General features: G+C 60.3%; 16 protein-coding genes. 8 read left to right on the top strand and 8 right to left on the bottom strand.

The features are described from left to right. Positions 1–101: 101 nt before the first annotated feature. A complete protein-coding gene (locus DM826_RS06585) occupies positions 102–599 on the bottom strand; it encodes a hypothetical protein (RefSeq protein ID WP_120102607.1) in 498 nt (165 codons plus the stop codon). A gap of 322 nt (positions 600–921) precedes the next feature. Between DM826_RS06585 and DM826_RS06580 the strand changes: the two genes are divergently transcribed. Together DM826_RS06580 and ileS are read left to right on the top strand one after the other, a co-directional pair. Continuing rightward, positions 922–1200 carry a DUF433 domain-containing protein gene (locus DM826_RS06580; RefSeq protein ID WP_120102606.1) on the top strand — a complete coding sequence of 93 codons (279 nt, stop codon included), beginning with the start codon at positions 922–924 and terminating at the stop codon, positions 1198–1200. Between the two features lie 224 nt (positions 1201–1424). After that, on the top strand, positions 1425–4583 hold the full coding sequence (gene ileS, locus DM826_RS06575) for an isoleucine--tRNA ligase (RefSeq protein WP_120102605.1): 3159 nt from the start codon (positions 1425–1427) through the stop codon (positions 4581–4583). Between the two features lie 16 nt (positions 4584–4599). On the opposite strand, the gene hisH is transcribed toward ileS, so the two are convergent. Continuing rightward, positions 4600–5253, bottom strand: coding sequence for an imidazole glycerol phosphate synthase subunit HisH (hisH, locus tag DM826_RS06570; protein ID WP_120102604.1), 654 nt, complete (start codon positions 5251–5253; stop codon positions 4600–4602). Positions 5254–5363: 110 nt separating this feature from the next. Then, positions 5364–5825, bottom strand: coding sequence for an HTH-type transcriptional regulator Lrp (lrp, locus tag DM826_RS06565; protein ID WP_120102603.1), 462 nt, complete (start codon positions 5823–5825; stop codon positions 5364–5366). Between the two features lie 125 nt (positions 5826–5950). Between lrp and glnA the strand changes: the two genes are divergently transcribed. Then, a complete protein-coding gene (gene glnA, locus DM826_RS06560; protein WP_120102602.1) occupies positions 5951–7318 on the top strand; it encodes a type I glutamate--ammonia ligase in 1368 nt (455 codons plus the stop codon). Positions 7319–7331: 13 nt separating this feature from the next. On the opposite strand, the gene DM826_RS06555 is transcribed toward glnA, so the two are convergent. Next, complete coding sequence (locus DM826_RS06555; RefSeq protein ID WP_120102601.1) at positions 7332–8225, bottom strand: phosphatase PAP2 family protein; 894 nt, start codon at positions 8223–8225, stop codon at positions 7332–7334. 217 nt (positions 8226–8442) lie between these two features. On the opposite strand from DM826_RS06555, the gene DM826_RS06550 reads away from it, so the two are divergent. Together DM826_RS06550 and DM826_RS06545 are read left to right on the top strand one after the other, a co-directional pair. Continuing rightward, entirely contained in the window at positions 8443–9216 is a 774-nt protein-coding gene (locus DM826_RS06550) for a class I SAM-dependent methyltransferase (protein ID WP_120102600.1), read from the top strand. 82 nt (positions 9217–9298) lie between these two features. Beyond that, positions 9299–11074: a histidine kinase N-terminal 7TM domain-containing protein gene (locus DM826_RS06545; protein WP_133304649.1), complete on the top strand. Its 1776-nt coding sequence runs from the start codon at positions 9299–9301 to the stop codon at positions 11072–11074. A gap of 102 nt (positions 11075–11176) precedes the next feature. On the opposite strand, the gene DM826_RS06540 is transcribed toward DM826_RS06545, so the two are convergent. Both DM826_RS06540 and DM826_RS06535 read right to left on the bottom strand, forming a co-directional pair. Beyond that, positions 11177–12763, bottom strand: coding sequence for an FAD-binding domain-containing protein (locus tag DM826_RS06540; protein ID WP_165853263.1), 1587 nt, complete (start codon positions 12761–12763; stop codon positions 11177–11179). 73 nt (positions 12764–12836) lie between these two features. After that, entirely contained in the window at positions 12837–13766 is a 930-nt protein-coding gene (locus DM826_RS06535; protein ID WP_120102597.1) for an HhH-GPD family protein, read from the bottom strand. Between the two features lie 629 nt (positions 13767–14395). On the opposite strand from DM826_RS06535, the gene DM826_RS06530 reads away from it, so the two are divergent. After that, on the top strand, positions 14396–15646 hold the full coding sequence (locus DM826_RS06530; protein ID WP_165853262.1) for an AI-2E family transporter: 1251 nt from the start codon (positions 14396–14398) through the stop codon (positions 15644–15646). 49 nt (positions 15647–15695) lie between these two features. On the opposite strand, the gene DM826_RS06525 is transcribed toward DM826_RS06530, so the two are convergent. Continuing rightward, positions 15696–15968, bottom strand: a complete 273-nt coding sequence (locus DM826_RS06525) for a helix-turn-helix transcriptional regulator (RefSeq protein WP_120102595.1) — start codon at positions 15966–15968, stop codon at positions 15696–15698. Between the two features lie 269 nt (positions 15969–16237). Here DM826_RS06525 and DM826_RS06520 point away from each other — a divergent pair, with 269 nt between their 5' ends. Together DM826_RS06520 and DM826_RS06515 are read left to right on the top strand one after the other, a co-directional pair. Continuing rightward, on the top strand, positions 16238–17029 hold the full coding sequence (locus tag DM826_RS06520; protein ID WP_120102594.1) for a DUF7117 family protein: 792 nt from the start codon (positions 16238–16240) through the stop codon (positions 17027–17029). 32 nt (positions 17030–17061) lie between these two features. Further along, positions 17062–17292 (top strand): DUF7385 family protein, encoded by a 231-nt coding sequence (locus DM826_RS06515; RefSeq protein ID WP_120102593.1) that lies wholly within the window; start codon positions 17062–17064, stop codon positions 17290–17292. 5 nt (positions 17293–17297) lie between these two features. On the opposite strand, the gene DM826_RS06510 is transcribed toward DM826_RS06515, so the two are convergent. Beyond that, a complete protein-coding gene (locus DM826_RS06510) occupies positions 17298–18191 on the bottom strand; it encodes a bifunctional methylenetetrahydrofolate dehydrogenase/methenyltetrahydrofolate cyclohydrolase (RefSeq protein ID WP_120102592.1) in 894 nt (297 codons plus the stop codon). Positions 18192–18289: the final 98 nt, after the last annotated feature.

The following is an 18289-nucleotide window of genomic DNA, read 5'->3' as shown; positions in this document are numbered from 1 at the left end:
TTTTATTTGAGTCGCTTACCTACGATAGCAATCAGTCTATTCTATATTCAGTCAGGATGTGTCGTACAAGATCAGGGCACAAATTCAACACTCAACGGAATTCATGTGTTTTGGTGCGCCTGCAGTTCTCCGGGAGTGCTTGCGAATCGGATAATCATAACTACAGAGAAAACACCGAGTGCCACAAAACTCGCACCCTCAACAATTTCACTGATCAGGAGATAGACTCCGAATCCTAGCATCAGGAGACCGTACTCCAGCGCCATCTCCTGAATTGTTAGCATAATACGACGTGTAAGGGTAATTTCGTGGGCGAACGCAGCAATCAGTAAAAACCCGAATGCGACGACGAAGACCTCAATCTGTTCAACATACTGAGGTGCGTTCTGAGATAGGAGCAGCGTAATCCCTGCGAATACAAGACTTGCAACTGAGAGTGCAGTCCCCCGTTGACGCTGAGAAATTTCATCATACGTAGATTGATCTCTCACGGTAGCCATCTGATGTTCCTTATTCAAGTATACTTTCGCACCTAATTCAACCAAGAATAAAATCAAAAGAAACCACTGTGCGATGATTTCCAGAAAGAGAGAAAACATCACTCAACTTTGTATCCACAGTTGCTACATTTTTTCTTGCCCTGTTGAGTCAGGTTACTTGAACCACAATCTGGGCACTTCCATTGCCTGAGTGCTTCCTTTTTTGAGTCGTCAGTCATTGAAATCGTGTCCACAGTCGCATTTTGAACTCTGTTTCAACACCATTGAACCACAATCCGGGCACTTCTTGGCTGTCTTCTTGATTTCCTCCTTTGTCATAGGTTGTAATCACTGTCTGCTTTCATAAATATTCGTCAAGATTCTAACGAACCCTCTTTGATCACGTCCGAGCGTTTATCAATTGAGACGCACAACTCAGCGTATGGTATCAATCGTCACGGATTCCGATATTCGGTCAGGTGATCCGTGCATTGAGGGAACCCGAATCTCCGTTCTCGACATCAAACGTCGGGTGATCGACGGCGACGAGGATCCATTTGCGGTCGCCGCCGAGTACGATCTCGACGGCGCGGCGGTGTTCGACGCGCTCGCGTACTACTACGATAACGCCGACGAGATGCGCGAACGCGAGGCCGAAGCGGCCGAGCGGCGGCGAGCGATCAAGCGGGAATCGGAACGGCTTCGCGCAGAGTTGACCTGATTACGTCCCTGGCGGACTGAAAGGGCGAGGCGCGCTGGGCGAACCCGGACGACGTAAGCACCGCAGTGAGCGAAGCGAACGAGGAGCGCAGCGAGTCCCGGGATCCGAGCGCGCCGAGGGCTTTCGCGGTGTCTGTTTCGACCGTCGTGGCTGAATAAGAATCCACGATCTCGTATCGCCCTCGGATCACCGTTTTGATATACGCCGACCCGTTCCTGTGATACATGGACGACGTTAGCGACCAGTATTCGCCCGCCGACGTGGAGGCGGCGGCCGAAGCCCACTGGGACGAACACGACGCCTACGAGGCGACCAAGGCGGCCCACGCCGACGACCCGACCTTCTTTTTCGTCGATGGCCCGCCGTACACCTCCGGGCAGATGCACCTCGGCACCGCATGGAACAAAACGCTCAAAGACGCCGTGATCCGCCAAAAGCGGATGACCGGCCACCAGGTCACCGACCGGCCGGGCTACGACATGCACGGCCTTCCCATCGAGGTCAAAGTCGAAGAGGAACTCGGCTTCGAGAGCAAGCAGGACATCGAAGAGTACGGGATGGAGGCGTTCATCGAGGAGTGCAAGACCTTCGCTGAGGAGAACCGCGTGGCGATGGACGACGACTTCCAATCCATTGGCGCGTGGTTCGACTGGGACAACCCCTACAAAACGATCTCGCCGGAGTACATGGAAGCCGCGTGGTACGGCTTCAAACAGGTCGCCGACCGCGGCCTCGTCGAGCAGGGCAAACGCTCGATCTCCCAATGCCCACGGTGTGAAACCGGGATCGCCAACAACGAAGTCGAATACGATCAGGTCGAAGACCCCTCGATCTACGTCAAATTCCCACTCAGCGATCGCGAGGGCAGCCTCGTCATCTGGACGACGACGCCGTGGACGATTCCGGCAAACACGTTCGTCGGCGTCGGCGAAGACCTCACGTACCAGAAAATCCGCGCAACGAAAGGCGACGACGAAGACGTACTCTACATCGCTGCCGAGTGTGTCGACGATGTCCTCGGCAAGGGCCGGTACGACGACTACGAGATCGAGGCCGAACTCGATGGCGCCGAACTCGTCGGCTGGGAGTACGATCACCCGCTGGCTGAGGAAGTCCCCGATTACCCGAGTTTCGAGGGCGCGGGCGAAGTCTACACTGCTGACTTCGTTGAAGCCGACCGCACCGGGCTCGTCCATTCCGCGCCGGGCCACGGTGAGGAAGACTTCCACCGCGGCCAGGAATTGGGCCTCGATATCTTCTGCCCCGTCGCTGGCGACGGCACCTACACCGACGAGGGTGGGAAATACGCGGGCGAGTTCGTCCGCGATGCCAACGACGAGATCACCGCTGATCTCGACGCCAACGGCGCGCTGCTGGCCGAGGAAACCTACACCCACTCCTACGGCCACTGTTGGCGCTGCGACACGGACATCATCCAACTCGCCACCGACCAGTGGTTCATCTCGATCACCGATATCAAAGAGGAACTGCTGGACAACATCGAGGAGGCCGAGTGGCACCCCCAATGGGCCCGCGACAACCGGTTCCGGGACTTCATCGAGAACGCCCCTGACTGGAACGTCTCCCGACAGCGGTACTGGGGGATTCCGATCCCGATCTGGGTGCCCGAAGACGCCGCCAGCGACGGCGACGCCACCCTCGACGAGGAGATGATCGTCGTCGGCACTCGGGAAGAACTCGCCGAACGGGCCGACCAAGACATCGACCCCGACGAGATCGACCTCCACCGCCCGACTGTCGACGACATCACGATCACCGAGGCCGGCACCACTTACCGCCGGATCGAGGACGTCTTCGATGTGTGGCTGGACTCCTCGGTGGCGACGTGGGGCACGCTGGGCTATCCAACTGAGACCGAGGCCTTCGACGAGCTGTGGCCCGCCGACCTCATTATCGAAGCCCACGACCAGACCCGCGGGTGGTTCTGGTCGCAACTCGGCATGGGGACGACCGCCTTCGGCGAAAGCCCCTACAAGGAAGTCCTCATGCACGGGTTCGCCAACGACAAACACGGCCGGAAGATGTCCAAGTCGGTCGGCAACATCGTCACGCCGGAGGAAGCTATCGACCGGGCCGGCCGCGACCCACTGCGCGCGTATCTGCTGAGCCACGACCAGCAGGGCGTCGACCTCTCCTTCGACTGGGACGGCCTCGGCAGCATGGCTGGCACGCTCAACATCTGCTGGAACGTCTTCCGCTTCCCGCTGACATACATGGATCTCGACGGCTACGATCCAGCCGATCCCGACCTCAGCGAGGGCGAGCTAACCACAGTCGACGAGTGGGTGCTCTCGCGGCTGCAATCTGTTATCGAGGAATCCAGCGAGGCGTGGGCCGACTACCGCATCGACGACGCGCTCAACACGGTGCTGGATTTCGTCACCGAGGACGTGTCGCGGTTCTACATCAAGGCGACCCGCGAGCGGATGTGGGAGGAGGGCGATTCGCCCACGAAGCTCGGCGCGTACGCCACGCTGTCGACGGTCATCAACGCCGTCATCCGCCTACTGGCACCGGTTACGCCGTACATGGCCGAGGAGATGTACCAGACTATCGACGGCAGCGCGACGACCGTTCACGCCCTCGATTGGCCCGAGGTCGACGACGACCGCCGCGACCCTGAGCTTGAAGCCGACATGGCCGTCCTCCGCGATGTGGAGGAAGCCGCGGCAAATGCCCGCCAGCGCGGCGGCCGGAAGCTCAGATGGCCCGTCTCGCGTGTCGTCGTCGAAACCGACGACGAAGACGTTGCCAGCGCGGTCGAGAACCTTTCCGACCTGCTCGGCGAGCGCGTCAACACTCGCGCTATCGATGTTGTCTCCGAGTTCGACGAACTTGTTGAACACGCCGACCCACAGATGGGCGAGATCGGCCCAGCCTTCGGCGGCGACGCTCAAGACGTGATGAACGCCGTCGAGGGTGCGACCCGCGAGGAAGTCGAAGCCGGTATCGAGGTCAACGGTGAAACAGTCGAACTCGACGACGAGATGGTCGAATACCGCAAGGAGCCACCGGAACACGTCACCGGCACCGACTTCGAGGGCGGCACGGTCTACGTCGACACGACACTGACCGACGACCTCGAAGCCGAGGGCTACGCACGCGACGTGATCCGCCGGATTCAGGAGATGCGGAAGGAACTCGATCTCGATGTCGAAGCCGAAATCAGCGTCGGCCTCGCCGTCGCCGGCGACCGCGTTGCCGGCTTCGTCGACGAGCACCGCGATCTCATCAGCGAGGAGGTTCGGGCCGCCGAACTGACTGACGCGCCGAGCGACGACGCCGACCGGCTGGAAACGTGGGAGATCGAGGACACCGAGGTCGAAATCGGCGTCTCGGTTGTCGCAGAACAGACCGCCTAATTCCGGCTACACTTGGTTACTGCTCGGCGCAGATGTCGACGAAGTTCCGGAGGATCCGCAGGCCGGTCTCGCCGCTTTTCTCGGGGTGGAACTGCGTGCCGAAGATGGTGCCGTCTTCGTTGGCAATCACGGATGGGAAATCGACGCCGTAGTCCGTGCTGGCGACGACCGCGTGCCCGTCGTCGGGGGCGGCGTAGTAGGAGTGGACGAAGTAAGCGTGCTCACCATCGACCCCGTCAACGAGGGGGTGCTCCCGCTGGACGTCGAGTTCGTTCCAGCCCATATGCGGCACCTTCCGGTCGACATCGAACCGGACGTTGGTGCCGGGGATGAAGTTCAGGCCCTCGACGTCGCCCTCGCCGGCGTGTTCGGCCTCCTCGCTGGAGCCTAGCAGCATTTGCATCCCGAGACAGATCCCGAAGATAGGCTGACCACGGTCGGCGGCGTCGGCGAGTGCATCCCGATAGGGCCCGGCGTTGTCCATCCCCTCGCGGAACGCCCCGACGCCAGGGAGGACGATGCCGTCGGCGTCGGTGAAGCTTGCGGGGTCGTCGGTGATCGTCACGCCCGCGTTCGCACGTTCAAGCCCGCGGGTGACACTCCGGAGGTTGCCAAGCCCGTAGTCGACGACGACGACCTCGGCGGCTGTCGTCTGTGGTGTCGCGTTCATACCGACTCTCTGTGGGCGACCGTCAAGGCCCTTTCCGTTGGCTCAATTGTTCGCTTGCGACGCCGCTTGGGAGCTGGTTGGTGGTCGTCGAAAACAGTCTGCGATGGGTGTTACTCCTCGTCGACGTCGAGTTCGAACTGTTCGTTTTCGCAGGCCGCGTTGAGCACGACACTTGTGTTCGATTCCCGGATGTCCACGTCGGTCAGCAGTTCCTTGATCTGGTCGTTCATACCGTCGGTATTCTGGAACTTGCCGATGGCAACGATGTCGTAGTCGCCGGTGACCTCATAGACGCTGACCATCTGTTTTTCGTCCCGCAGGCGCTCGGCGACCGTCTGCAGTGCGCTTCCCTCAACTTTGAGGTTGATAATGGCGGTTACATCGTAGCCAAGATTGTCGTAGTCGACGATCGGCGTGTAGCCGTTGACAACCCCCTCGGCTTCGAGATCGCGGAGGTGATTTGAGACGGTCGTTACCGAGACATCAAGCTGCTCGCCAAGACTGCGCAGACTTGCTCGACCGTTGCCAAGTAATGCATTGATCAACTTCGCATCCAAGTTTTCGTACGTCATACAACCTACCGACGGACTGGGGGGATTATAATTTTACGAATATCCAATTTCTGAGTTTGAGCGGTGTAATTGCCATAAGCGGTAAGACCTTTATACTGGCACCAAATGGTATACTCGTCCGGAATATGACTGAAAAGAACGTTGCCACAGACGGTGGATTGACTGAGAAAGAACAAGACGTTATTGATGAAATTGATGATGAAGGAATCGATTTCCTTCGACTCCAGTTTACTGATATCCTTGGAACGGTCAAAAATGTGTCAGTGCCGGCCGACCAAGCAGAGAAGGCCTTCACTGAGGGCATCTACTTCGATGGCTCCTCGATCAACGGGTTCGTCCGGATCCAGGAGTCCGACATGCGGCTCAAACCCGACCCCGACACGTTTGCCATTCTCCCATGGCGCAACGACGAGGAAAGCGGGGCGGCTCGACTCATCTGTGATGTGATCAACACCTCGACCGGCGAGCCTTTCGAGGGCGATCCACGCTATGTGCTCCAGGAGGCCATCGACAAAGCCGAGGAACACGGCTTCGATGTCAACATGGCCCCCGAACCGGAGTTCTTCCTCTTTAAGACCGACGACGACGGCTATGCGACCACGGAGTTCGCCGACCACGGCGGTTACTTCGATCTCGCCCCGAAGGATCTCCAAAGCGACGTGCGCCGGGAGATCATCTTCACGCTCGAAGAGATGGGCTTCGAGATCGAGGCCAGCCACCACGAAGTCGCCCAAGGCCAATACGAGATCAACTTCGAGTACGACGACGCGCTGACCACCGCCGACAACGTTGCGACCTTCCGCTTTGTCGTTCGGGCTGTTGCCGCCCAACACGACCTCCACGCAACGTTCATGCCAAAACCGGTGCCGAAGATCAACGGCTCGGGGATGCACACCCACATCTCGCTGTTTGAGGACGGCGAGAACGCCTTCCACGGCGAGGGCGACTTTGATCTCAGCGAGACCGCGCTTTCCTTCCTTGGTGGGATTCTCGATCACGCCCCAGCCATCACCGCGGTCACCAACCCGACCGTGAACTCCTACAAACGCCTTGTCCCCGGATACGAGGCCCCTGTCTACGTCGCGTGGTCTGATCGGAACCGCTCGGCGCTCATCCGGAAGCCGGCGGCCCGCGAGCCGGTCGCCACGCGTATTGAGGCCCGCTTCCCTGATCCGTCCTGTAACCCGTACCTCGGCTTCGCGTCGCTGCTCAACGCCGGGATCGACGGCATCGAGCGCGATATCGACGCGCCGGATCCGATCCGCGAGAACATCTACGACTTCGACGAGGAGAAGATCGAGGAGTACGGCATCGAGACGCTGCCGAAGAACCTCGGCGACGCCGTCGACGCGCTTGAAGCTGATGATGTGATCCTTGGCGGCCTCGGCGACCACGTTGCCGAGAAGTTCGTCGAAGCCAAACGCGAGGAGTTCACCGACTACCTCGTCAGCGTCTCCGAGTGGGAGATCGATCGCTACCTCGAGAAGTTCTAAACGGCCACCCGCGTCACGCTCTTTTTTGCCGCCACGATTCGGCCAGCGGGAGCCCCAGAATAATCGCCACACTGACCGCGCTGCCGACGGCTGCACCGATCAACCCAAACAATCCCTCGTAGGCACCGATCCACAGTCCGCCGGCGACACCCAGGCCACCAGCCGCAATCGGCACCGAGACTGCCGGCCTCGAGATCAGTCGCTCGCCATACTGGTACCACACGCCGCCACCGCCGACTGCGGTGCCGACGCCGATCATCCCATGTCGCAGTTCCTCGGCGTGGCCGCCCTGCCATGCGACCACGATGCCGACAACGGCGGCGATACCGGCCAGCAGGAAACCACGATCGACTCGCCAGCGATCACCGTCGCGGACAACCCACAGTCCCCCGGCGACCAGTCCCGCACCGAGGGTCATCCCGGCAAGCACGTCTCGGGGGTAATGCACCTGCAAGACAAGCCGTGAGAGGCTGATCAGGCTGATCGCCCCGCCGGCAAGGAGATACCGCCATCGCCGACGCCCAACGGTCAGCAATAACCCGAGACTGCCGTAGACCGCAGTCGCTCCGGTGGCATGGCCGCTCGGGAAGCTAAAGCCACCGGAGTCGAGCTCGCCGGCGACGAAGCCAGAGAGCGTTCCCGGGAGGCCGGCGGGATCGATCGGCATCGCTGTGGGCCGCGGGATCGCGGTGTAGCTTTTCGCCGCCAGGACGACCGCCAAGGCGAGCGTGGCGATGGCGATCCCTGTGGCTGCGGCCGGCCGGGTGGTTTCGTCAATCCGCGGCCCGATCCAGTAGCCCAGCGCGAGGCCGACAAAGAGCACCCACGCATCGCCAAGCAGCGTCACGAACGCAAAGCCAGTCACGGCGAGTTCGGTTGGTGTCACCAGCAGCGCGGCTGTCCCCATATGTTAGTGGCTCGTTTGAGGTCTATCCGGTAGTGGCTGTCGAACGTCTCTCAGGATTCCATACAAGCCAACTGATTTACCCCACACGAGCGTAGCCGCCCACAATGCGCCGACCTGTGCCGGCCACTATGGCGACATCAGTTGGACTGGTTGCACCCAATCGTCCCCAACACACCGCTATCGTCGACGCCGCCGTCGCTGGCGCGGAGCGTAACTGATGGCTCACCAATCGATGGCTGATCGACCGGCCCATGAGCTACTTTCCGCGCTCGGCAAGCGATCGCTCCGTCCGGGCGGCAAACAGCTAACGCTCGACTTACTCACCGAACTGGCGATCACTGACACCGACGATGTCGTTGAGTTTGCGCCCGGAACCGGCTACACGGCCCGCCACACCCTCGATCGAAACCCACAGTCCTACACCGCCGTTGAGTTGGATCGTGACGCCGCAGTAGCCCTGCGGCACCAGTTTGGCGACGACTGTGAGATTCGCGTCGGGAATGCCGGCAACACCGACTTGGCTGCCCAGTCGGCGGATGTGGTCTACGGTGAAGCCATGCTGACGCTGCAACCCGACGACGGGAAAGCTGAGATCCTCGCTGAGGCCGCTCGGCTCTTGCGTCCGGGTGGCCGGTACGGCATTCACGAACTCGGCCTTGTGCCCGACGATATCCCCGAGGAAACAAAGACTGCGATCTACGACGACCTCGCCGAGGTAACTCGCGTGAACTCACGTCCACTCACCGAATCGGAGTGGATCGATCGGCTCGAAGCCGCGGGATTCGATGTGACCTGGACCGACAGCGCACCGATGGCGTTGCTTTCCCCGCGGCGAGTCATTGCGGATGAGGGGCTGCTGCGAACGCTGAAATTCGGATACAATGTGCTCACAACCCCGGCGGCACGCCGCCGGCTCAGTGCGATGCGGTCGGTGCTTGCGAAATACGACGAGCAGTTGACTGCTGTCGCTGTCGTCGCCGAGAACCAGTAGCGACGCACTGTGGTTTCGCCACCGACGACTCCCCAACCGCCGGCACCATAACTTCCATTTGGGTGGGTCACCCACCCCCGTTGTGGCCGTCCAACTCCCGCCGCGTGTCCCTTTCCTTGTCGGTAGCCTTCTTCTCACGACTGTTCTGGCAGCGTACGGTCTGCGACAGTACCAGCGTCGCGGCCATGAGTCAGCGCTGCTCGCCTTTATCGCGTTGATGATCGCCCTGAGTAGTTCGCTGCTCACCGAAACGTTCCTGCGGATCGTCACCGAACCGGGGCTGAAACTCCTCGGGTTCAACGTGCTCAACGCGATCGGCATCTGGCTATCCAGCTACTCGTTTTTGTGGTTTGCACTGGCGTACGCCAATACGACCCGGTTGCTGAATCGGTGGCTTGCCGGACTCGCCCTCGCAGCCCCGCTGGGGCTCACGATGGCCGTCATTGTTGCCCCCGAGTTTCTGTATGCTGCCAACGGGCTGGTTACCCAAGGCCCGATGACGGTTCTCGGTGTCACCTTCGGCGAGTGGGTCTCGCTTGACCGAACGCTCAAACGCCCATTTTTTGCCGTGGTGCTGGGTGTCTCCGCGATTGTCCTCAGTGCCATTGGTATTCTCGGCCGGTATCTGCTTCAGCACCGTGGTGACCTGTATACCGGCCAAGCGGTCGCGGTCGGCGTCGGGGCTATCTCGCCACTGCTGGCTGTCGGACTGTTGGTCGCTGGGATCGTTCCACCGGAGTTGAGCGTCACCGGGGTTGCCTATGGGGTCACCGCGGTCGGCTTTGCCGTTGGCATCTTCCGCTACCGACTTTTGGACATTGCTCCGATGGGCCGCCAGCAGCTTGTTGCCCAGCTGACCGATCCAGTCGTCATGCTTGATGCCGACGGTCGTGTTGTTGACTGCAATCCTGCCGCCAGAGCGTTAGTGAGCGCGCCGGATGGGTGGCATGGGCTGTCCGTCGGCGACTTTTTTGGATCGCTGAGCGATGATATCCAACGCATCCTCCGCGGGCCGTCCGATGGAGACGAACTCAGCGTTGCCGACGGCACCACGACCCGGTACTTCGCCCCGGACGTTTCGACGATCGGTGCCGATCACAGCCCCCGTGGTCGGCTGCTCGTCCTTCGGGAGATCACCGCGCAAAAACACCGAGAGCGAGAGCTCAAACGCCAAAACGAGCGGCTTGATCAGTTTGCCAGCACCGTTTCTCACGACTTACAGAACCCGCTCAACGTTGCCTACGGCCATCTACAGCGCATCGAGGACGATATTGACGACGAACAGTTTGCGGCCATCACGCAGGCCCACGATCGGATGGAACGGCTCATCGACGACCTGCTCACCCTGGCACAGGTCGGCCAGACGATCGAGGACACTGACGAGGTTGCCCTCGCGGATGCGGCGACAGCAGCGACGGGCCTCGTTGATCTCACCGACTGCGACGTTGCAATGGCGATCCCAGCCACAACGACCGTGATTGCCGACGCCGACCGACTGGGAGAGCTGTTTGAGAACCTCTACCGAAACGCGGTCGAACATACCGATGGGGCAGTAACGCTGCGTGTTGGTGTGCTCTCCGAGACGGGGTCGTCTGATACGTCACTCCACCAGACAGGATTTTTCGTCGAAGACACTGGGTGTGGGATTCCGGAGAGCGAGCGGGCGGACATCTTCGAGCATGGATACACAACGACCACCGATGGCACCGGGTTTGGCCTCTCGATCGTTGCGGACATCGTCGACGCACACGGCTGGGAGATCACCGTCACTGACAGCGCCGCGGGTGGCGCCCGCTTCGAGATCACGGGCGTCGAATTCGTCACTGACCAGCCCGTTAACGCCGAGGCGGCACCCTGAGTTCCACTCCCATTTGTTCGATTTCGCCCGCCACCACCGGCACTGTGGAGCTCTGTTGGCTGTCGCGCATTCCCGGCGAATCAGTGGTCGCTATGGCTTCACTCAGGTAAAATCGTCCAGCGATGACTGCCCATTCTGTTCTTCTTCTGTATCGGTCACAGCCTCGATCGCCACATCGGCTGTCGGCTGCGTTGCGCCGCCGCGTTGAGAGAGCGATGCGCGGCGGTTCACCTCTGGGTGTTGCAGCGCTTTTGTCGCCGCCGCTCGCACAGCCTCGATTTTCTCGATGATCGCCTCCCGTGCTGCTTCGTACTCAACGATCGGGTATGGATACGTCTCCCCGATCCGTACACCAACCTCGTCTTGGACGTGGAGCGGCGTTTTTTCCGGCTGATCCAGATACTCGACTGGCAGTGCATCGAGTTCCGGCACCCATTTTTTGATGAACTCGCCGTCGGGATCGTTGTCGCGCACCTGCTTTCGCGGATTGTATATCCGCAGCATGTTGGTGCCGTCGACGCCGGCCTGCAGTTGAAACTGGGTGTAGTTGATCGCCGGATCTGCGTCAAGTAGATGGTAATAAAAGAAATCAGCCCCGATCTTCCAGGGCTGTTGGAGCAAATCACACAAAAACGAGGCACACATCGCCCGCATCCGAAAGTTGAGCCATCCGGTTTGACGGAGACATCGCATTGCTGCATCAACCATCGGATACCCTGTCGTCCCCGTTTTCCAGGCCTCGACGCGGTCGGGGTCATGCGTCTCCTGATGAAAGTCCTCTAAGACGGGGTTTACCGCCTGGTCCATCCAGCCCGCCCAATCGGCGAGTTTTTGATTGTAGTGGCGATTCCAGTAGAGCCGAGATGTGAACATCTCGGTGGCCTGACCACTTCCAGATGCGTCGTCGACGGCTTGGTAGACCTGCCGCACCGAAAGACAGCCAAACCGCAGATATGGTGAGAGTTGACTGGTTCCGGTGCGCGCATCGGTCGGTGCTGAGATATTCCCTGGATACTCCGAGAGCGTGTCAATAAATTCGTTCAACACCTGCACTGCGTGTTCGGTTCCGCCGACCCGAGAGATTTGTTTTTCCGGCGAGATATCGTAGTAGTTCTCGACCCACGCCGGATCGATATCGGTGTCGACATCGTGAATCGGTATCTCCTCGCCGTCGACCTCGTGGATCGGCGCGGTGAGGTACGACTCAACATGGTCGCTCCAGCCGTCTCGCGTGTCAGGGACGTCACGACGAAGCCCATCGGCGTCGACGAAGGTGATATCACACGCCTCGGCGACAGCGTTGTCTCGGCGAAGGCCGTATCTTCCGGTTGGGTCTGCGGTCGTGACGATCTGGGCCACGTGTGCATCGAGTTCCTCGAGCAGTTCGACCGGCTCGCCATGCAACATGGTGAGTCCACCGCCAAGCGACGCATACTGGTCGGTCAGATCAGCGAGCGATTCCAGCATGAACTGAATCCGGGCGTCACAGGCCAACCCATCCGCGCCGTAGAACGCCGGATCAACGATAAAAACCGGAAGTATCGCCGCATGCTGCTCGGTGGCATACTCGATCGCAGGGTGGTCGTCTGTGCGTAAGTTGCGGCAGTGCCAGACGAGACAGATGTCATCGACACCATCCACCTGCTGTGACACCGCCGAAAGCTGCGCCGCGCTGGATGGTGCGTTCACACGTGTTCGTTGGGCACAGATGCTAATAAGCCGCGTGCCGACCCGAAGCGACGAACCGCAATCCGGTATGTCGTTAGCTTTGGAGCCGTACCACTGTTTCATCCGCTCGCTCGCGTCGTTCGACCAACCCATCGTCGGCAAGGTCAGAAACCAACCCCTCAAGCCACTCACGGCCGGTGTCGCCGCCGTAATCGACACGGATCCGTGGCCCCAGTTTTGACAGCGGTAGTTCGTCGTACTCGCCAAGTGTCTCGATTACGCGTCCACGGAACTGCCGGCGACTCCCCTCAAAACTCGGCTGGGTCGGCACGTCTGGGGCGGTAAAATCACCCGTCTCGTAGGCGTGACACCACTCCCGCCATGGACAGCCCGCCGCATCACACCGTGGCGTCTTCTCGCAGGCGACCCCACCGAGTTCCATGATCGCATTGTTCCAAACCCGCGAGTCGCCTGCCGGCATGAGCTCGTCGGCGACGCCTTCGAACACGGTGTCGTCATCAGGCACGTCGAAGGCGCGATACAGGACGCGTTTGACGTTCGTGTCGACAACGGCGTTGCCAGTGTTGAACGCAAAGGACGCGACGGCGTTGGCGGTGTAGGGGCCGACACCCATCAGCTCCTGGAGCTCATCGGGTGTTTCCGGAAACGCGCCGTCGTATTCGGTGACGATCTGCGTTGCCGCCTCGTGGAGGTATTTCGCGCGGTTGTTGTAGCCGAGGCTGTGGCTGCTCCAAAACGAGACCACCTCGCCTCGCGGTGCGTCGGCCAACGCTTCCACGGTCGGCCACCGATCGAGGAAGTCCGCCCATGCTGAAACCACACGACCCAATTGGGTCTGTTGGCTCATGATCTCCGAGACGAGAATGGCGTAGGGATCGTCGGTTTCTCGCCACGGATACTCGCGGTGGTCGGCCTCGTACCACGCAATCAACCCTGATCGGACGGCAGCGAGGGCGTCTTCGCCCGGGAGCAACGCGGTCGCGCTGTCGTTGGCCTCGCTCATTGACGACGCTCAGTGGTCGGCAGGCTTATGAATACTGTTCTCAGTGGCTGCAACTCACAGGCGGGGCTCACTGACCGAAATTATAATGAGGAAGGGGGTTGTATACTACAACTGCAGTGCTACCACCATGGCAGTGGGGTAGCGGGGTTCTAGGGGGGTCAATGTCGCCTTCTCTTTATCTGACGACACCAGTACGTTGCCGATGAGAGTATAAATATTCATCGCGGACAAAATCAATTCTAATAATTTGATCTGATGCCGACGACCAGCGCAGCTCATCTCACTCTTCGATCAACACTGTCCTCTCGGTACGGTATGTGTGACTTGACTCGTAGAAATCGAAGGACTGGAAGTCGGGGGAAACTTCCACACCTGTTCGGGGGGTAGTCGTCTTGAATGACTCAAGGGACTACCTCAATGTGGGCGAGATACGTATAAATATCTCTCGCTCAATTTTTCAGCACTGATATTGGTGTGTCGTCCGCCTGTCATGGTACCTCTGCGGATCCCTCACTGTTGGTGCGTCGCCCCCGCCCGGTATATTGGGCTGCTGTGGCTCGCGCTCCGCTGCTGTGTGGCTTCGGTCGTGAGCCGGTATGCTTTTTTTGTCGCCTGTCGGCCACGTTGATATGGCCCTCCGTTCTGTCGTCCGCGATCACCCGTTGTGGCTGCTCGCCGGGATCGTCCTCTTGGGCGCGATCGGTTACGTCCTCAGCTCGTTTATCGGGCTCGTCGTTGTCGGACTGTTCGTCTACTACGCCGCCCGCCCGGTGTACCGGCGGCTGGTCGACCGGATCGACCATCCGACCGTTGCCGCCGGCCTCTCGATTATCGCCCTCGTGTTACCGGCGTTTCTGCTGGTCGGCTACGCGCTGCTCATTGTCTCCCGCGAACTCCGACGGCTGACGAACGTGGCTGCGCTTGGCCCCCAGCAACTTGGGATCGATCCCGAAACCTACAGTCGCCTGACCGATCCGTCGTTTCTGTTGTCGCCGGAGGCCCGCGAGTTGGTTACTGGCGAACTCTCCGGGTCGATCCTCCAATCGGTTGTCTCGCTCGCCGAAACGGCGACAACGCTTGGGATTATCCTCATTAATCTGCTAGCCATCGTCGTCTTCGCCTTCTATCTGCTTCGGGACGATGACCGCCTTGCCGGATGGATTCACACCAACTTCGACACCCGAGAAACGGTGTTCGAAGAGTTTTTGCAGGCTGTTGATCGCGATCTGAGCAGCATCTTTTTCGGCAACATCCTCAATGCGATCATCACCGGCACCATCGCGGTCATTTCCTACTCGGTACTGAACGTCTTTGCACCGGCGGGCGCAGCCATTCCGGCAGCCGCCCTCGTCGGCTCGCTTGCGGGCGCCGCAAGTCTGATCCCGATTGTCGGTATGAAGATCATCTACGTCCCGGTCGGGCTCTACATGGCTGTCCGCGGGGTGGTGACCACCGGCGGCGAGAGCCTGTGGTTTGTGGTGCTCTTTGCGATCGTCTCGGTCATTGTCGTCGACTCGATCCCGGATTTTCTCCTCCGGCCCTACGTCTCCGGGAAGAACGTTCACATCGGCTCGCTCATGCTCGCCTACATTCTCGGGCCGCTGTTTTTCGGCTGGTACGGCCTGTTTTTGATGCCGGCCTTGCTGGTTGTGATCGTCCAGTTTGCCGTTGTCGTCGTCCCCTCGCTTGATCTCGGATCATCGTCGACCCACGACAGCCAGCCGCCGCTCCAGCGGTTCTCTGCGGCGGTCGCCGCCGAGGTAGACTCGGAGACGACTGCGACGAGTTCCACACCCGACGCTGACGACGGGTCGACGGAAGCCGACGAATCCACAACTTCGGAGTCAGCCGCTGACGACGAATCCGCGACGGAGTCGTGAGCCGGAGGGCGCGGGGACAAGCGGGCTGCTCCCCGACTGATTGAACGCGTTAGTCGAGGTACTGGGCTTCCCACTCGGAACGGGCGTCGATCTCGCGGCTACCGCGACGGGTGAGCGTATAGAAGTTTGTCCGCCGGTCGCGTTGGCCCTTCTCGACGAGCCCCTTCTCGACGAGGGTATCGAGGTTGGGGTAGAGCCGGCCGTGGTGGATCTCCTTTTCGTAGTACGATTCGAGTTCGTCCTTGATCGCCAGCCCGTGTGGCTCATCGAGGCCGGCGATCACGTACAGTAGATCACGCTGAAACCCTGTGAGGTCATACATCGTAATGTCCGTTCGATTGTTATTCTTTTGTTTAAATAAATATGTCGGCTCACTATCGATCCAGCCGATAGAGTGGCCTATTACGGCTCCTCGCGGGGGATCATTCGTCGCGTGTTACGTGTCTTATCTGTCTTTTTGCTTTTGCGTCGTTGCATATGGCGGCCACTCTACCGAAAAAGCGGCTCCCGTCGGGCGAAATTTGGGACGGGCAACGATGCCACCACTGCTGGCTCCCGAATCCCTTTTTAGCTGCATCGGCAACGGTCGGTATGGAGATTCGCGGCCAGCGTGTCTGTCAAGCCTGTAATACCGAGTGGTCGTACTACGAGACCGGCAGCGTCGCCTGTCCAAGCTGCGGCTCACTCCGCAGTGTCGGCCGCGATGAGGAACGCCAGCTCCACACCGATACACCCGCTGCGCTGCCGCTGGCAACGTTTAGCGGTCGGATCGCCGAGGAGTCGGTGGCGACCTACGCCAACGATCTCAAATCGGTGCTTCGGGAGTACACCCGCAAACGCGGGTTCATCAACGGCGGTGAACTCCAACCGCTCGACGATCGCTATCTCACAGCCCGGACGTTGCTGCACACCGTCGATATCCTCGCTCGTCGCCAAGCACCGACCCCCGACGCCGAATTATACCTTTTATCGCTATACGAAACACTCGCTGACGATGCCGCCGCTGAAGCTGTCGACACCACCGTCGACGATACTGACAACGACACGACGGACACCGATATCGACGCTCCCTCACTGGCTGCCGCACAGGTGCCAAGCGATCTCCGTGCTGCGTGGGGGTTGGCTGTCGCCGACGCTGTGGCTGTCTACTGTAGCGACCTCCGAACGTGGCTTGATGCGACACCCGACGAGGCGGCAGCGACGACTCTCAGCCGACTCCGAGATCACGTCAACCGCCTCAATGCCCTCCAAGGCGATGTTGAGCCGGCGGTTGCGGCCGATCTCGTCGCAAGCGCCCGTGCTGTTGGTCGGTATCTCCGGACGGACGACGAGGCGGCACTCACCGCCGCCCGTGATCGACTGACGCGGCTCTCGCAGGCATAATACCAAAGCCCCCTTCGCTCCTTGCGCTACCCATGTCCGAACCGTTTGATATCCACGATCACCGCCACCAGATGAAACAACTCAGAGAGAGCAGCGACACCGGCCTGTACGACAACCGCGATGGTGTCTCCTGCCCGGTGTGTGCGGCGGCCTTTGATCGCTTATTCATCTTGCGCGGTCGAACCCAACAGTTTCCCGAAAACGACGGTGCGCGGTTCTGCCTACTGAACCAGGACGACGGCGTCTACCTCTTCCGACACTGACGAGGCTACGGCAACTCGATGTCGATGTCGTGTTGTTCGCTCGCGGCGGCCACCGTATTGTACAGCAACATCGCCCGCGTCATCGGGCCAACACCACCGGGAACGGGGGTGATCGCACCCGCGACGGCTTCCGCGCTCTCGTAGTCGACATCGCCGACGAGCTCGTACCCCTTCTCCGTGTCGGCATCGACGCGGTTGACGCCCACGTCGATGACGGTCGCGCCTTCCTTGAGCATCGAGCCATCGATGAACTCCGGGACGCCGGCGGCGGCGACGACGATATCTGCTGTCTTCGTTTTGGCTTCGAGATCGTCGGTACGGGAGTGACAGATCGTCGTCGTCGCATTGCCCTGCGGGGCTTTCTGGATGAACAGATTAGCAAGGGGTTTGCCGACGATATCCGAGCGGCCGACGACAACCGCGTCCGCGCCTTCGGTGTCGACCTCGTAGGCTTCCAGGAGCTTCTGGACACCGTGGGGGGTACAGGGTTTGAATCGCGCGTCGCCGGCGACAAGCCGACCGACGTTTTCGGGGTGGAAGCCATCAACGTCCTTTGCGGGGTCGATCGCCCGGATGACCGCGCGTTTGTCGACGTGGTCGGGCACCGGCAACTGCACCAAGATCCCGTGGACCTCGGGGTCGTCGTTGAGACGGTCGATGGTTTCGAACAATTCTTCGGCTGGTGCGTCGGGATCGATCTCGACGTGGATCCCGTTGATGCCGACCTCCTCGCAGTCCTGTTGTTTCATCGAGACGTAGGTCTCGCTGGCGGGGTCGTCGCTCATCAGGACGGTCGCCAGGCCGGGTGTGACGCCGCTGTCCTGCAGTGTCTCAACACAGTCGGTAATCTCGGCGCGGATGTCGCTGGCGACAGCGTTGCCGTCGATAATCTCGGTCATTACGCGGATGAGGGTGGGGGATCGGCAAAAGGATTCGGAACCGGCCCCCCGGCTGTCGCGTCGTCTCCGTGCGCCGAAGCCTCTGTTGTGGCTGCTGT

The sequence above is a fragment of the Halonotius aquaticus genome, assembly GCF_003605575.1.
Lineage (GTDB): Archaea > Halobacteriota > Halobacteria > Halobacteriales > Haloferacaceae > Halonotius > Halonotius aquaticus.
Note: the sequence above shows the minus strand (reverse complement) of the source record. Positions and strands in the feature narration are given on the sequence as shown.

Bases quoted from the DNA above. Each gene is read 5' to 3' on its own strand.
- DM826_RS06525 (WP_120102595.1), bottom strand. From the start codon at position 15,968: ATGTATGACCTCACAGGGTTTCAGCGTGATCTACTGTACGTGATCGCC.
- DM826_RS06530 (WP_165853262.1), top strand. From the start codon at position 14,396: ATGGCCCTCCGTTCTGTCGTCCGCGATCACCCGTTGTGGCTGCTCGCC.
- DM826_RS06520 (WP_120102594.1), top strand. From the start codon at position 16,238: ATGGAGATTCGCGGCCAGCGTGTCTGTCAAGCCTGTAATACCGAGTGG.
- glnA (WP_120102602.1), top strand. From the start codon at position 5,951: ATGACTGAAAAGAACGTTGCCACAGACGGTGGATTGACTGAGAAAGAA.
- DM826_RS06585 (WP_120102607.1), bottom strand. From the start codon at position 599: ATGTTTTCTCTCTTTCTGGAAATCATCGCACAGTGGTTTCTTTTGATT.
- ileS (WP_120102605.1), top strand. From the start codon at position 1,425: ATGGACGACGTTAGCGACCAGTATTCGCCCGCCGACGTGGAGGCGGCG.
- DM826_RS06555 (WP_120102601.1), bottom strand. From the start codon at position 8,225: ATGGGGACAGCCGCGCTGCTGGTGACACCAACCGAACTCGCCGTGACT.
- DM826_RS06550 (WP_120102600.1), top strand. From the start codon at position 8,443: ATGGCTCACCAATCGATGGCTGATCGACCGGCCCATGAGCTACTTTCC.
- lrp (WP_120102603.1), bottom strand. From the start codon at position 5,825: ATGACGTACGAAAACTTGGATGCGAAGTTGATCAATGCATTACTTGGC.
- hisH (WP_120102604.1), bottom strand. From the start codon at position 5,253: ATGAACGCGACACCACAGACGACAGCCGCCGAGGTCGTCGTCGTCGAC.
- DM826_RS06535 (WP_120102597.1), bottom strand. From the start codon at position 13,766: ATGAGCGAGGCCAACGACAGCGCGACCGCGTTGCTCCCGGGCGAAGAC.
- DM826_RS06515 (WP_120102593.1), top strand. From the start codon at position 17,062: ATGTCCGAACCGTTTGATATCCACGATCACCGCCACCAGATGAAACAA.
- DM826_RS06510 (WP_120102592.1), bottom strand. From the start codon at position 18,191: ATGACCGAGATTATCGACGGCAACGCTGTCGCCAGCGACATCCGCGCC.
- DM826_RS06580 (WP_120102606.1), top strand. From the start codon at position 922: ATGGTATCAATCGTCACGGATTCCGATATTCGGTCAGGTGATCCGTGC.